The sequence below is a fragment of the Isorropodon fossajaponicum endosymbiont JTNG4 genome (genome assembly GCF_016592615.1).
In the GTDB taxonomy this organism is placed as follows: Bacteria; Pseudomonadota; Gammaproteobacteria; order PS1; family Pseudothioglobaceae; genus Ruthia.
This window is the reverse complement of record NZ_AP013043.1, coordinates 663,157-676,587: the sequence shown is the minus strand read 5'-3', so window position 1 is coordinate 676,587 and position 13,431 is coordinate 663,157. Positions and strand designations below refer to the sequence as shown.

At 36.8% G+C, this 13,431-nt stretch carries 20 protein-coding genes and 3 pseudogenes; 6 read left to right on the top strand and 17 right to left on the bottom strand.

Annotated elements, in window-relative coordinates; all coding sequences use genetic code 11:
- Positions 1-13 precede the first annotated feature (13 nt).
- Both CVFO_RS04010 and rsgA read left to right on the top strand, forming a co-directional pair.
- A complete protein-coding gene (locus CVFO_RS04010; RefSeq protein ID WP_201340282.1) occupies positions 14-292 on the top strand; it encodes a hypothetical protein in 279 nt (92 codons plus the stop codon).
- A gap of 9 nt (positions 293-301) precedes the next feature.
- Entirely contained in the window at positions 302-1,267 is a 966-nt protein-coding gene (gene rsgA, locus CVFO_RS04005; RefSeq protein WP_201340281.1) for a ribosome small subunit-dependent GTPase A, read from the top strand.
- Between the two features lie 98 nt (positions 1,268-1,365).
- Here rsgA and CVFO_RS04000 read toward each other — a convergent pair whose 3' ends face one another.
- From CVFO_RS04000 to CVFO_RS03975, 6 genes are all read right to left on the bottom strand, one after another.
- Positions 1,366-1,560 carry a hypothetical protein gene (locus CVFO_RS04000; RefSeq protein WP_225879328.1) on the bottom strand — a complete coding sequence of 65 codons (195 nt, stop codon included), beginning with the start codon at positions 1,558-1,560 and terminating at the stop codon, positions 1,366-1,368.
- Between the two features lie 38 nt (positions 1,561-1,598).
- Positions 1,599-1,862: an MBL fold metallo-hydrolase gene (locus tag CVFO_RS08780; protein WP_225879327.1), complete on the bottom strand. Its 264-nt coding sequence runs from the start codon at positions 1,860-1,862 to the stop codon at positions 1,599-1,601.
- On the bottom strand, positions 1,838-2,206 hold the full coding sequence (locus CVFO_RS03990) for a hypothetical protein (protein WP_201340278.1): 369 nt from the start codon (positions 2,204-2,206) through the stop codon (positions 1,838-1,840). Before CVFO_RS03990 ends, CVFO_RS08780 begins: the two co-directional genes overlap by 25 nt.
- Before the next feature lie 128 nt (positions 2,207-2,334).
- Positions 2,335-2,565 (bottom strand): rhodanese-like domain-containing protein, encoded by a 231-nt coding sequence (locus CVFO_RS03985; protein ID WP_225879326.1) that lies wholly within the window; start codon positions 2,563-2,565, stop codon positions 2,335-2,337.
- Positions 2,566-2,665: 100 nt separating this feature from the next.
- Positions 2,666-3,043 (bottom strand): DUF423 domain-containing protein, encoded by a 378-nt coding sequence (locus CVFO_RS03980; protein ID WP_201340276.1) that lies wholly within the window; start codon positions 3,041-3,043, stop codon positions 2,666-2,668.
- Positions 3,044-3,115: 72 nt separating this feature from the next.
- Positions 3,116-3,439, bottom strand: a complete 324-nt coding sequence (locus CVFO_RS03975) for a methyltransferase domain-containing protein (RefSeq protein WP_201340275.1) — start codon at positions 3,437-3,439, stop codon at positions 3,116-3,118.
- A 346-nt stretch (positions 3,440-3,785) separates the two neighbouring features.
- Here CVFO_RS03975 and CVFO_RS03970 point away from each other — a divergent pair.
- Positions 3,786-4,079: pseudogene (locus tag CVFO_RS03970) on the top strand (chorismate-binding protein); the annotation flags it as partial.
- Here CVFO_RS03970 and CVFO_RS03965 read toward each other — a convergent pair.
- Positions 4,076-4,277, bottom strand: a pseudogene (locus tag CVFO_RS03965) (IS3-like element ISSde8 family transposase); the annotation flags it as partial. The pseudogenes CVFO_RS03970 and CVFO_RS03965 sit on opposite strands and share 4 nt — an antisense overlap.
- Positions 4,278-4,318: 41 nt before the next feature.
- Here CVFO_RS03965 and CVFO_RS03960 point away from each other — a divergent pair.
- Positions 4,319-4,747, top strand: a pseudogene (locus CVFO_RS03960) (transposase); the annotation flags it as partial.
- A 193-nt stretch (positions 4,748-4,940) separates the two neighbouring features.
- On the opposite strand, the gene CVFO_RS03955 reads toward CVFO_RS03960, so the two are convergent.
- From CVFO_RS03955 to carA, 5 genes are all read right to left on the bottom strand, one after another.
- Complete coding sequence (locus CVFO_RS03955; RefSeq protein WP_225879324.1) at positions 4,941-5,204, bottom strand: glycosyltransferase family protein; 264 nt, start codon at positions 5,202-5,204, stop codon at positions 4,941-4,943.
- Positions 5,205-5,725: 521 nt separating this feature from the next.
- Positions 5,726-6,202, bottom strand: a complete 477-nt coding sequence (gene greA / locus CVFO_RS03950) for a transcription elongation factor GreA (RefSeq protein ID WP_201340273.1) — start codon at positions 6,200-6,202, stop codon at positions 5,726-5,728.
- Positions 6,202-9,411: a carbamoyl-phosphate synthase large subunit gene (carB, locus tag CVFO_RS03945; protein WP_201340272.1), complete on the bottom strand. Its 3,210-nt coding sequence runs from the start codon at positions 9,409-9,411 to the stop codon at positions 6,202-6,204. Before carB ends, greA begins: the two co-directional genes overlap by 1 nt.
- A gap of 22 nt (positions 9,412-9,433) precedes the next feature.
- Positions 9,434-10,120 carry an MlaA family lipoprotein gene (locus CVFO_RS03940; protein WP_201340271.1) on the bottom strand — a complete coding sequence of 229 codons (687 nt, stop codon included), beginning with the start codon at positions 10,118-10,120 and terminating at the stop codon, positions 9,434-9,436.
- Positions 10,117-11,238 carry a glutamine-hydrolyzing carbamoyl-phosphate synthase small subunit gene (gene carA / locus CVFO_RS03935; RefSeq protein ID WP_201340270.1) on the bottom strand — a complete coding sequence of 374 codons (1,122 nt, stop codon included), beginning with the start codon at positions 11,236-11,238 and terminating at the stop codon, positions 10,117-10,119. Before carA ends, CVFO_RS03940 begins: the two co-directional genes overlap by 4 nt.
- 117 nt (positions 11,239-11,355) lie before the next feature.
- On the opposite strand from carA, the gene CVFO_RS03930 reads away from it, so the two are divergent.
- Complete coding sequence (locus CVFO_RS03930) at positions 11,356-11,625, top strand: heavy-metal-associated domain-containing protein (protein WP_201340269.1); 270 nt, start codon at positions 11,356-11,358, stop codon at positions 11,623-11,625.
- A complete protein-coding gene (gene thiS, locus CVFO_RS03925) occupies positions 11,622-11,822 on the top strand; it encodes a sulfur carrier protein ThiS (protein ID WP_201340268.1) in 201 nt (66 codons plus the stop codon). Before CVFO_RS03930 ends, thiS begins: the two co-directional genes overlap by 4 nt.
- Before the next feature lie 3 nt (positions 11,823-11,825).
- On the opposite strand, the gene CVFO_RS03920 is transcribed toward thiS, so the two are convergent.
- From CVFO_RS03920 to CVFO_RS03900, 5 genes are all read right to left on the bottom strand, one after another.
- Positions 11,826-12,152 (bottom strand): type II toxin-antitoxin system RelE/ParE family toxin, encoded by a 327-nt coding sequence (locus tag CVFO_RS03920; RefSeq protein ID WP_201340267.1) that lies wholly within the window; start codon positions 12,150-12,152, stop codon positions 11,826-11,828.
- Positions 12,139-12,348, bottom strand: a complete 210-nt coding sequence (locus tag CVFO_RS03915; RefSeq protein WP_225879323.1) for a hypothetical protein — start codon at positions 12,346-12,348, stop codon at positions 12,139-12,141. Before CVFO_RS03915 ends, CVFO_RS03920 begins: the two co-directional genes overlap by 14 nt.
- An 81-nt stretch (positions 12,349-12,429) precedes the next feature.
- Entirely contained in the window at positions 12,430-12,774 is a 345-nt protein-coding gene (locus CVFO_RS03910; protein WP_201340265.1) for a hypothetical protein, read from the bottom strand.
- 219 nt (positions 12,775-12,993) lie between these two features.
- On the bottom strand, positions 12,994-13,116 hold the full coding sequence (locus tag CVFO_RS09430) for a hypothetical protein (protein WP_201340264.1): 123 nt from the start codon (positions 13,114-13,116) through the stop codon (positions 12,994-12,996).
- Positions 13,117-13,184: 68 nt separating this feature from the next.
- Positions 13,185-13,379 carry a hypothetical protein gene (locus CVFO_RS03900; RefSeq protein WP_201340263.1) on the bottom strand — a complete coding sequence of 65 codons (195 nt, stop codon included), beginning with the start codon at positions 13,377-13,379 and terminating at the stop codon, positions 13,185-13,187.
- Positions 13,380-13,431 lie beyond the last annotated feature (52 nt).

Sequence of the window (13,431 nt, the reverse complement as noted above, 5' to 3'; positions counted from 1 at the left end):
AGAGGAGAAGTTTATGAATCAATTATTGCTAAGCACAATGTTAATCGCATCAAGTGTTTCATTTGCCAATGAAGAAGGCAAAGAATTACACAATGAATCTTGTATTGCTTGCCATATTATTGAACATGATGATGCTTTTTACACACGGGACAATTCGCGTTTACACAATCATTTTGAGTTACGTCGCCAAGTGAGTAATTGTGTCAGTGCATTTAGCATTGATTGGTTTCCTGATGAGGAAAAATCAGTTGTGGATCATTTAAATAATGAATATTATAAGTTCAAAAAATAGCACACAGCTTTGTCTCTAACACGCCGTCAAAAGTGGCGACTTGAAAAAATTCAAGCTGAGCGTATTGCTAGGGCAAACAAAGCCTCAGAAAATTTTGAAGAATTACCCCTTAATTCTGATAAAGCACAAATAGGCTTGGTCATCACTCGCTATGGACAACGTTTATTAGTCAAATCAAAATCAGGCGAGTTATATCAATGCACTGCTAGGCGTAATATTGACTTATCTGTTGCTGGCGATCAAGTCATCTTTCAGATAACGCAGTCCAATCAAGGCATTGTCACCGCCCTGCTTGAGCGTCATAATCAACTTCATCGTGCACACAAACTCATTGCTGCCAATATCGACCAACTGTGGTTAGTAATTGCCATTGAACCGCATTATCAGTTTGAATTAATTGATCGCTATTTAGTGGTGGCTGAAAATGCAAAATTGCCTATTAATATAGTCGTCAATAAGATTGAGCTGGCAAGTGATATGAAAAAAATTAAATTTGATTTTTCTATGTATGAAAATATTGGCTATTCGGTAAGTTATTTAAGTGTTAAAAAACAAATCAACATTAATCAACTTAAAACTCAACTTAACAACAAGGCCCATATTTTTTTAGGCCAATCTGGCGTGGGAAAATCTTCACTAATCAATGAGTTAATACCTAATTTAAATTTACGTGTTAACGAAATATCTGCCAAAAGCAAACTTGGTAAGCATACGACAACTAACACCACACTTTATCACATCCCTTCAGGTGGTGATTTAATTGACTCTCCAGGCATTCGTGAATTTCAATTAGATGAACTTACCAATCAAGAAATTTTAAACGGGTTTAAAGAATTTAAACCGCTTATTAATACTTGTAAATTCAGAAACTGCGCTCATATTTTTGAGCCAAAATGCGCAATTAAATCAGCAGTCAAATCAGGCAAAATTCACCAGAAGCGCTACCAATCTTACTTGGCGCTAGTTTCATCATAAAACAAGATTATTATTCAAATTCCATTTGCTTGAAAATACGCTCAGCATTCTGTTTATGCAATTCGTTATAGGTACCCCAATCTTGATAAGCAGATTGGTCAAGTATGATAAGCATCAAGCAAACTGCCATCATCATCTAATACTTTGCTAACTTGAGTGCGCATATAAACCAAGTAATCTTTAGTAAATTTAGTAACGCCTGCTAAGTCTGTTGGTGCGCCATGTCCTGAGACAATAATTTTAGGCTGCAAGGCTTCAAGCTTTAATCCAAGTAGTCGTATTAGTATGAACAAACACTGGCAACATACGTTCATTAAATGCCATATCGCCACTAATTAACAATTTTTACTTGGGGGGGCCAAAGCTGAATATCATCAGGCGAATGAGAAGCACCAAGGCGCAATAATTCAATGGTGGTATTACCCATATTTAAAATCATTTTATCTTCAAAAGTTTGGTCAGGAAGAATAACCTTTGTGCCAATCATTTTATCTTTTTGCGTTCTTAATGCACGAACATAAATGTCTTCAGATCTGTGCTGTATTTCTTTGTAAGCTTTAGTATATGCGATTAAAGTCGCCCTTGTTCTTTCCAATAATTTGAGCCCAAAATAGCGTGCCCTTGTGAGTTTTCCAGCACTACGTATTTGACAGGTTGAGGCGTAATTTTTTTAATCTGTTCATGCATATAGCTGCCACCTGCATTAAACACCAAAACGCCATCTGCTGTTACAATGAATGATAAATTGTTATTATGATTTGAATTTTCATAAGTAGGCGGCTGAGTGGCGCCAATAGCAGAATAAAGATTTTTAGCAATTTGAATGGGCTTTCTATATAAAATATTATTTGTTTCATAATCACTAATTTTGACGGGATAAGACGCTTTTTTCCATGCAAAATAGCCATCAGCATAATTTTTAACATTGGTATAACCCATATTCTATAAGGTCTTTTGGCTAATGGTGAGCGTAGGTTTTTTCCACAGTAAACAATAATTGGTGTGTCCTTCGACTTAACATAATCACCCACTCGAAACTCTAGCCAGCCTCTGGCAATATTTATATTTTAACCACGCTTAATTGTACCTAATTTAGCCAATTCAAAAGGTGTACGTACATCTATCAAAACCACATTTAGGTCAGTATCAAGAATGGTTTTTAATTCATCTGTGTTAGTATTGATAATTTGCTTATTAACTGATTCTAGCATTTGATTACCACTAATAATGCCAATATCAGCATGAGTGTTAATCAGTATAAAAATACAGCTAATTGCTAAAAAATAACGATGCATCATTCCATCCTTGGGTAAAAAATATTCAACAATTATGACAGGTAAGAATCCAATATACTGGAATTATCTTTTTTACAGAGATAAAGATTAAAACAGGCGGGTGTTATTTTAGTTTGGCACAAACAAAAGCAAGCCTTGCCACGCTTAACCAACCAAGTATCAATAGCACACCACCTACCGGTGTAACAAAAACAAAGCCATGTAGTTTGGTCAAAGTGTATAAATACAAACTACCTGAAAATAGTACAATACCTGCTATAAAAAGCCAAATGCTTTGATCAATAGACTTAAATGAAATACGCTGCGAACACACAACTAATGCTGCAATCATTAAAGTATGGTACATTTGGTAAGTTGCCGCTGTTTGTATGCGTGTAATATCTTCTGCTTGCATAATATCCTTTAAAATATGCGTTGACATTGCGCCTATTGTCACTGCTAAAGCGCCACTTAATGCTATAAATATCCAAATTTTTTTCATCAGTTTTTTTCTTATTTATATAAAATATTTTATAACTATACGCTTAAATTAAATAAGCTGGCTACTTGAATTTTATTTAAAGAACAAAACAACATCATCACCATAAAATCTAACCTTTGCGCTCCATTTATTGGTAAGGTAATTCATAGTCGTTTGGCTAAAAAAGCAGATATGCGTTGGATCATTCTTATGATGCCAGTGTTCAAAATTGGTGTCGCTATTTAGCATATTGGTCATAATGGATAAGACACCATCATCATTCAACATAGCAAAAAGTCTATCTAACTCAAATCCAGGCTTGTCAAAATGCTCCACTACTTCAGTTAAGGTAATAAAATCATAGTGATTATTAAAAATTAAGGGATTGTTTGCATAGAACTTATCAAACAAATCCACATGATGTCCTTGCTCTGAAAACATAACAGAGAGTGTAGACCTGGACCAGAGCCAAAATCAAGCCCAATAGCATTTGCTGGAATGTGTTTTAATACTGGATTGAAAACTTTGGATAGAAACTGTCGATAATGTAAATCTTAGGGGTTGTTTTGATGTAAATCGTACCTAGATTTTTCTTGAATACCACTTAAATGATATTCAACAGGTGCAAAAACTAACTCACATTGAGCGTAAATAAAATAGCCTGAATCTTGGTTCTTAAAATAGTATTTTTAATCAGTTGATTGGCATAATGGACAATGATTTTCCACGCACCAATCTAAAAAAATGCTTAATGAGGACAAGAACTAGAATGCACCTAATCAGTGCATTATTTCCAGGCGGCACCATCACTGGCTGCCCTAAAATTCGTTGTATGCAAATTATTCAAGAACTTGAACAGATGCCGCGCCAAGCCTATACAGGATCGCTGGGTTATATTAGTAGTAACGGAAAAATGGATTTTAACATTCTTATTCGTACCATTAGTAAACAAGATAATCTATTAACTTTAAGGGCAGGGGCAGGCATTGTGTTTGACTCTATTGCCAAACAAGAATTGCAAGAAACCAAGCATAAAGCCAAGGGCATGCTTCAGATTTCATTGTCCCTTTGTGCGCGCCAAAGTTGTTTCTCAAGCAGTTGTATTGTTTGTTGTTCAGAAGTCAGCGCTTTGCCTGACTCTGGTGTTTGTCCACCAAGCTCTGCTAGGTATTGTTTTCTCCATCTGCTAACTGCTGAGGAGCAAGCTCCTGATATTATCATGATTTTTTTTATTGGTGTAATTCTCATGCACCATGAGTTTGGCATAATCTAGTGTTCCCCCCTCAAGGGGGTATTGAACAGAATGTTCAACGGTGTATTGTGCATATGGTTAGAAACTCCCTTAAATATGTGGGTTACAAAGACAGAAAGCAGGTTGCCAGTAGTCTTAAACAAATTTACCAGTCCATCAGTGAAGATGAGGCTTTACTCGCATTAGATGAGTTTGAACACCAGTGGGGTAAACAGTTCCCAAGCATTGCCAAATCATGGCGACGTCATTGGGATAATGTAGCAACAATATTTGCTTATCCTGAAGCCATTAGAAAGGCAGTCTATACCACCAATGCCATTGAATCCTTAAACTCAGTGATTCGTAAATCTATCAAGAATAGAAAGATTTTTAATCACGATGATTCTGCTTTTAAAGTTGTCTTTTTGGCCATTGAAGCAGCCAGTAAGAAATGGACGATGCCAATTAGAAATTGGTCACAAGCAGTGAATTAGTTTATAATCCTGCATGAGGATAGATTAAAGGATTATGTCTGATTTTTAACGAGGGCTTTACACAATCTGGTTTACAGGGTCAAGAATCAGTGGAAGTAAATACTGATACCCACCATCTAGATACAATGAAGTCAAAGGTAGAACACCTAAGATTGAAACAACATTGGCTATATTTTTAAACAAAAATATCTCATTAGTGACTAAAAAGCTCTTCTGCTACCTCTAAATCTTCAATGGTATCAATTTTATACCATTTTTTCTCATCAAACATAATAGCTTCAAAGGATAGGGTCTTTTTTGCTACCAAGTCTGTAAAAACAGCCTCATAATAAGTGTTGAGATTTTTTGCAGAAATATAATTATCCAATCTATCTAGCACCTTGTACCAACTATCTAAAGATAAACTACAAATATTGACGGTTTTACAATGTGAGTTGTTTGAAATATTAGCAGACATGTGAAATATATTCACTTTATTATCATCATTTAACGACACTGTTGTACCATTCATCCATGGTAAAATATTTGATGATGCAAATCCGATTTGGATACATCTTTTTTATCCAAAAGACTAGCATCAAATACCAAATCACTTTCCACTAATATAAAATCCTCTTGAATGGCTTGCCTAGTCAGCCACAAAGAATAAATATTATTGGTTATTTGGTAATCAGCATTAAAAATATATTCTATTTTTATATCGCCAGCATGTTGCTCTAAATATTCACGAGTGCGGTGCTCTAAATAGCCCGTTGCTATAATTATTTTTTTAACACCTTGAATACGAAATGTGTCTAATTAAGTGTTGTAAAATAGGTTTGTCTATTAATAATAGTAAGACATTTTGGTGCATCCAAAAGTCAGTGGTCGCAAGCGAGCCCCTGTGCCAGCAGCTAATAAAACAACAGTTGTAATTCGTTGGTTGTCTTTCATAATATTTTTCCTATCTGTGATTATTGTAGCACAATTTAAAAAATCTTAAATATATTCAACACTTAGTATTTCATAAATAATATCACCTTTGGGCGCTTTCACTGTGACCTCATCACCCTCTTCGTTGCCCATTAATGCACTGGCGATTGGTGAATGACACGAAATCTTACCAAGTGCAATATCAGCCTCATCTTCGCCCACAATTTGATACGTGGTTTCACTATCATCTTCAATGTTCATTAGAGTAATAGTAGTACCAAAAACACAGCGGCCATCTTGGTTAAGTTTAGCAACATCAATCACTTGCATACGAGAAAGTTTTGATTCGACCTCTTTGATTCGACCTTCAATAAAGCTTTGCTCTTCTTTAGCGGCATGATATTCAGCATTTTCTTTAAGATCACCATGAGCGCGCGCTGTGGCAATATCTTCAATAACGCGGGGGCGACTAACATCTTTAAGTTTAAGTAATTCCGCTTCTAGTGCTTTGGCACCAAAAACGGTCATTGGTATATTTTCCATTATGAGTGTAGTGATTGAAGTTTGGTTATGGTGAGTTTATTGTTGACTTTTAGACCATCTAGCATGGCAAATGCAGCTGCCACTGTGGTAGTAAATGGCACTTTATGCACCAATGCTTGGCAACAAATTGCTGTAGCATCTTCCACGCCTTGGGTGTCTTCAGTTGAGTTAATAATCAAATCGATATCATCATTTTTAATCATATCAACAATATGAGGCGATCCTTCTGATACTTTATTGACCACTTCACACTCAAGTCCAGCTTCATTTAGCATGTCTCTATTACTACGCGTTGAAACCAAATTAAAGCCTTGTGCTAATAATTTTTTACCCAAAGCAATCAACTCGTTACGGTCAAGCCTGCGCAAGCTAACAAATACTTTGCCACTTTCTGGTGCACGACTGCCTGTTGCTAATTGAGCCTTATCAAAAGCTGAGGCAAAATCCTTGCCGATGCCCATTACTTCGCCTGTTGAACGCATTTCAGGGCCTAAAATTGGGTCCACGCCTAAAAATTTATTAAATGGGAATACCGCCTCTTTGACACTAAAGTGCTTGGGAATAATCTCTTTGGTAAAATTCTGAGCTTTAAGCGACACACCTGACATCACACGTGCAGCAATATTAGCCAGTGGTATGCCAATTGCTTTAGACACAAAAGGCACTGTGCGTGAAGCGCGTGGATTAACCTCAATAATATAAATCTCACCATCTTGATAGGCGAGTTGAGTATTCATCAAACCAACCACGTTTATTTTTTTAGCCATAGCAACAACCTGAGTACGCATTTCATCCAATACGTCACTGGCTAGCGAATAAGGGGGTAGTGAACAAGCAGAATCGCCTGAATGAATGCCTGCTTGCTCAATATGTTGCATAATACCACCAATCACCACATCTTCACCGTCACAAATTGCATCAATATCAACTTCAATGGCATGGTCTAAAAACGAATCTAACAAAATAGGGGAATCGTTTGATACTTGAACTGTTGTGTGCATGTAACGCTCAAGACTGTCTTTGTCATAAACAATTTCCATCGCCCGACCACCAAGTACATAAGAAGGTCTAACTACTAATGGAAAACCAATTGCATCTGCAATATCTTGTGCTTGTTCTAATGAACGCGCTGTACCATTTAGTGGCTGCTTAAGTTCTAACTCTTGCAACATTTTAGAAAAACGCTCTCTATCTTCAGCCAAATCAATAGCATCTGGCGTTGTGCCAATAATTTTAGCACCATTTTTTTCTAATGCATCAGCCAATTTAAGTGGCGTTTGACCACCATAATGCACAATAATGCCATCTGGGTTTTCAATATCAACAATAGCCAAAACATCCTCTAAAGTCAAGGGCTCAAAATACAAGCGGTCTGAAATATCATAGTCAGTTGAGACTGTTTCAGGGTTGCAATTTACCATAATCGTTTCAAACCCATCTTCACGTAACGCTAATGACGCATGCACACAGCAATAATCAAACTCAATGCCTTGCCCAATACGATTAGGCCCGCCACCCAAAATCATAATTTTTTTCTTATCCGTTGGATTGGCTTCGCACTCAAGTTGATAAGTTGAATATAAATAAGCAGTCTGGGTGTCAAATTCTGTCGCGCAACTGTCCACTCGCTTAAACACAGGTTTAATATTAAGTGCACGACGACGCTCACGTACTGAGGACTCGCTACAACAGAATAATTGTGCCAAACGCGCATCAGAAAAACCTTTACGCTTCAAGGTAAACATTTTGTCAGCATCAATATCAGTGATATTTGTGCCATTAATTTGCAACTCAGTTGAAACAATATCTTGTATTTGCGTTAGAAACCAAGGATCAACTTTAGACAAATCAAACACCTCTTCAACACTCATGCCCAATCTAAAGGCATCAGCCAAATAGAAAATGCGTTCGCCTCGAGCTGAAATGCACTCAGAACGTATTTTATTGCGCGCATCATCAGCGTTCAAATCAACAATAGGGTCTAATCCGACCTTATCGGTCTCTAGCCCTCTTAATGCTTTTTGTAAAGATTCTTGGAAGGTTGAGCCAATAGCCATTACTTCGCCCACAGACTTCATTTGCGTGGTTAAACGGTCATCCGCTTTGGGAAATTTTTCAAAGGCAAATCTTGGAATTTTAGTGACTACATAATCAATACTTGGCTCAAAAGAAGCGGGTGTTTTACCATTCGTAATTTCATTATCAAGTTCGTCTAAAGTGTAACCTATGGCTAGTTTTGCAGCCACTCTAGCAATAGGAAAGCCTGTTGCTTTTGATGCCAATGCTGATGAGCGAGACACACGTGGGTTCATCTCAATAATGGTTAAACGACCATCTTCTGGATTAAGCGCAAATTGCACGTTTGAGCCACCTGTATCAACCCCAATTTCACGAAGTACTGCTAATGAAGCATCACGCATCACTTGGTATTCTTTATCAGTTAGTGTTTGTGCAGGTGCAACAGTAATCGAGTCGCCCGTGTGAATGCCCATAGGGTCAAGATTTTCAATTGAGCAAATAATAATACAATTATCTTTACTGTCACGCACCACTTCCATCTCAAACTCTTTCCAACCAAGAATAGACTCTTCAATTAAAAGCTCATTAGTCGGTGAGAGGTCTAAACCTCGTTCGCAAATTTCAACAAATTCTTCTTTATTATAAGCAATGCCACCACCACTACCACCCATGGTAAATGAAGGGCGGATAACAGTTGGAAAGCCGACTGTTTCTTGTACAGCGTGTGCTTGCTCCATATTATGAGCCACAGCGGCTTTAGGCATATCAAGACCAATTTTTAACATCGCCTCACGGAATAAATCACGATCCTCGGCTTTATCAATGGCTTCTTTTGTAGCACCAATCATTTCCACATTATGTTTTTTAAGCACACCATGACGCTCTAAATCTAGTGCGCAATTAAGTGCGGTTTGCCCGCCCATGGTCGGTAATAACGCATCGGGCTTTTCTGTTTCAATAATTTTTTCAACCGTACGCCACTCAATTGGCTCAATATAAGTCGCATCCGCCATTTTCGGGTCAGTCATGATGGTGGCTGGGTTGGAATTAACCAAAATAACACGATATCCCTCTTCACGCAGTGCCGTGCAGGCTTGCGCACCAGAATAATCAAACTCGCAAGCTTGACCAATCACAATAGGTCCAGCGCCGATAATTAAAATACTTTTAAGGTCTTGTCTTTTTGGCATTAGTGTTGCGCTTTAAATTAGGTCAGAAATCATCATCTTCAATAGGCGGATTGCCATCAAGAATATCAAATTGTCTCTTTTGTAAATAAGAAGAGCGTGTTGCAATGTAAACATCGTCTGAATTTTTAAGTAAATCCGTTGCTGGCAATAATTTGACTCTAGTATCAACGGCTCTGGTGAGTAATAATGCTGTTTCTTCAGTGGTATTTAATCCCTTGGTTACATCAACATTTTCAGTAATATCAACATAAATACCCACTGAATCACGCATGGTTGATGGACCTAAAACTGGCAAAACCACATAAGGGCCACTTGGCACGCCCCACACTGCCATTGTTTGACCAAAATCTTCATCGGTTTTTTCTAGCCCAATATCACTAGCAACATCAAACAAGCCAGCCAATCCTATGGTGCTATTCACTAAAATCCTACCAAACGTACTCACACTGTCAAATAATTCAAACTGCAAAATTTCATTACCCAGTGTGGTAATATCATCTAAATTAGAGGAAAAATCACTGACTCGGTTTTGCGCTGTTTCAGGTACAGATTCTTTATAAGTTCTAGCTGCAGGCTCAAAAACATTTTCATCTAAGGTTTGATTAAACTCAAAAACTGCTCTATTTGACGCCTCAAATGGATCAACATCTTCAGCCATAGTAGTTGCACCAAATACCAACAACAAAAAACTCATTAATAATTTTTTCATTCGCTCATCTCCTTAATAAATGTATCAAATAAACCACTCATATCATGCGGTCCTGGCGAGGCTTCAGGATGCCCTTGAAAGCCAAATGCTTTTTTATTAACAACACTAATACCTTGGATAGAATTGTCAAACAACGAGCGATGTGTCACTTCTAAATCATTGGGTATATTGTCCTCTGATACTGAAAATCCATGGTTTTGAGAAGTAATCATCACTTGCTTGGTGTGTAAATCTTGCACAGGATGGTTAGCACCATGATGACCAAATTTCATCTTTTGCGTTGTTGCACCAACTGCCAAAGATAATAATTGGTGCCCTAAGCAAATACCAAACAACGCCACATCTTTTTCTAACAAAACCTGAATATTTTTAATGGCGTAATCGCACGGCTCAGGGTCGCCCGGCCCATTAGATAAAAATACACCATCAGGATTGCTTGCCAATACCTCAGCCACTGGTGTTTGTGCATTAACAATAGTCAATGCACATCCTCTATCTACCAACATTCTTAAGATATTTTTCTTCACCCCAAAGTCATAAACCACGACTTTAAATTTAGCATTTAGCTCATTAAATTTGGTATTTTCTAACGAATAAGAACCCTGATTAAACTCATACGACTGAGTGGTTGAAACCACTTTTGCCAAATCCATATTTTTAAGACCAGCAAACGATTGAGCTTTGGCAATGGCTGCGTCTTGGTCAATATCATCGCCCACAACAATACAGCCTCTAAGTGAGCCTTGTTTACGTAAGTGGCGTGTTAGTGCGCGTGTATCAATATCACTAATGGCAACAATATGATTTAGTTTTAAATACGCACCTAAAGACATATTTGAGCGCCAGTTACTTACCGCTAAAGGCAAATCACGGATAATTAAACCTGCTGCATGAATCTTATCTGATTCTTCGTCAACTGGATTGGTGCCTGTATTACCAATATGTGGATAAGTTAGTGCAACGATTTGTTGCGCATACGATGGGTCGGTTAAAATTTCTTGATAACCCGTCATTGAAGTATTAAACACCACTTCGCCTAAAGTTTCACCATTAGCGCCAATAGATTTTCCATGAAAAATCTTCCCATCTTCTAATGCTAGTAAGGCAACTTGTGACACCAAATACTCCCGAATGAAAAACTTCAATAATTTTACCATATCATCACACTACTCTGACATCCAAATGCACAAATCAAAGTGATATAATAACGTTTTAAAAACCAAACAAGAAGCGTTATGAAGATAACCGTTGATAATATCAAATGTGGTGGCTGTGCAGGCACCATTACTAAGAAATTAACCTCAACTTTCGATACCGAAAATATCGATATCAACATTGAACAAGGCATTATAAATCTTGACGTAGACGATGCTAAAAAAGCCGAAGTTGTCAAAGTTCTACTCAATCTTGGCTATCCTGAAATTGATTCAGTACATGGGTTTAATTCTGCCAAAGCCAAAGAAAAATCCTTTGTTTTTTGTGCCATTGGCAGAATGGATACATGACACTCACCTTAAATGGCGAGTCGCTAAAGGTAGCTGAGAACTTAAACACACATGATTTGATTGTTCAACTGGGTTATGAAAATCAACGCATTGCACTAGAAGTCAATGAAGTCATTATTCCTAAATCCCAACATACTAAGTTTGCCCTAAACGAAGGCGATATTTGTGAGATTATTAAGGCTGTTGGTGGCGGTTAAGCCCTAAAGTAGATCATAAATTTGAACCAGCTCTAACAGCTTATCTTTGTTAATATTTTCAATGATGTTTTCGGTATAAATATCTAGTAAATAAATTTCATTATTTTTAGTTTTGAAAAAATAAACTACTCTAAAGCCACTACTTTTACCTTGGGGAATAGAGCTATTTTTTAAGCGAATTTTATAAAAATCATCACCTAGATTTATTGCTGTTTTAGCACCATTTTGTAGTTCATCATCTAAAGCCTCTAAATCATGGGCTAGTTTTTTGTATTTTTTAGCAAGTTTTTTTGCAGATTTTGTAAAGGTTGAAATACTACTGATTTTCATTTTTAAGCTCAATTATCAAGTCTGTCAATGTTGTTTTTGGCAATTTACCATCCATCATCATCATCTTCATCTCTTTAACTGCTTGTTCTAACCCTCCATAAAAGATTTTTTCCTTTTGTTCTTTAATAAAACTCTGGATTGCCTCAGCAATAAAGGTTGAGCGATTAATATCATAATCACTGGTTAATTCATCCATTTCTTTGACTAAATAAGTAGGAAGGCTTAAGCCCAACCTGTTGCTTTTCAATTTGTTTGAGTGAGTACATTTTTTATAGTTTTATTCGACCATTTTTGCATTATGTTTTAACACACGCATATTTTTAATATTAAATCCCGTATCTGTAGTAATTAAAAGCTTTGACCACAAAGGGCATTTACCAATAAAACACACACGACCATTGCCTGAAAGTTTTAATTCTAAATAATAGTCACCATTGGATTTTTCACCATAATTCTCTACTTCAACATCAGAATATCTTGCAGTAGGCCATGCTGCTTTATAAATACCATACGCGATTGTATTACTAAATCGTTGAACTACATTTGGTTCTGGTGGAGTTGCACAAACAACGCTCAATCCAAATGTTACAAACACCGCAACACTTATTATTAACTTTTTCATAACTTCTCCTTTAAAAAATAAAACACACATTCACCAAAAGGCTAGGGGAAAATAAAAAATAAAAATCACTGTTCGGAACGTACCAAACGAACATAATGGTCGCCATTACGACCATCGGTGCCATCCTCTCAATTTTAGTGAGTTTGGTGAGTGCATCTGAGGTAAATTTATTAACATCAATCGCACGAATATAATCACAAACAATATCTGAATTATATTTTAATCTATCGCGTTTTTTATTCTAAAATGTAGTATAGAGTCGTCAATCAGTGCTGTGCTTAAAGGCAAAATATTAACCGTTTTATGGTTGCTAAAGTTTAAGTTATTGGATTGAATAACCAAAACTGGGCGGATTTTACCACTCTCAGAACCTCTACTAGGGATTGAGGTTTGCTAGGTAAATACTACCTCTAACCACATTCATTTTCCTTCCCAAGGTGGTAGAGCAGATATCCATCATCTATAGCTTCAAAATCTCTAATCAATTCGTCATGTAAGCCTCTAGAACGCAAAGAATCTGCTTGCATTCTTTTGGTCATTTCTCTGTTTTTTATTTGCTTTTGATAAGCTTTAATAGCCTTACGAATTAATGCACTTTTAGACACGAACCATTACAAAACAAATATAAAGTTTTAGCATTGTTTAGGTGGGCATCCA